The 279-nt window shown below is 59.1% G+C and carries 1 pseudogene; it reads right to left on the bottom strand.

Annotated features, from left to right (window positions below):
* Window positions 1–184: pseudogene (gene rph / locus E0702_RS17115) on the bottom strand (ribonuclease PH); the annotation flags it as partial.
* Window positions 185–279: the final 95 nt, after the last annotated feature.

Raw genomic sequence — 279 nt, 5'->3', positions numbered from 1 at the left:
TATGGGTTGCGCGGGGCAACATTCCATATTCCGCCGTCACCCAGCCAAGACCGGTGTTACGCAGAAACGGCGGCACGCGCTCCTCGACGGAGGCGGTGCACAACACGCGTGTTTCACCCATTGAGATCAGGCAGGATCCTTCGGCGTGCCTGGTGAAGCCAGTTTCGATCGAGACGCCGCGCATCTCATGGGTTTGACGTCCTGACGGTCGCATGACGATCCTTTCGCTATTTGCGCCAGATAGGCGCGCCCTTATCTAAATGGCAAGCCGTTGACGCA

The organism is Halomonas marinisediminis (assembly GCF_004347715.1).
In the GTDB taxonomy this organism is placed as follows: Bacteria; Pseudomonadota; Gammaproteobacteria; order Pseudomonadales; family Halomonadaceae; genus Halomonas; species Halomonas icarae.
Note: the sequence above shows the minus strand (reverse complement) of the source record. Positions and strands in the feature narration are given on the sequence as shown.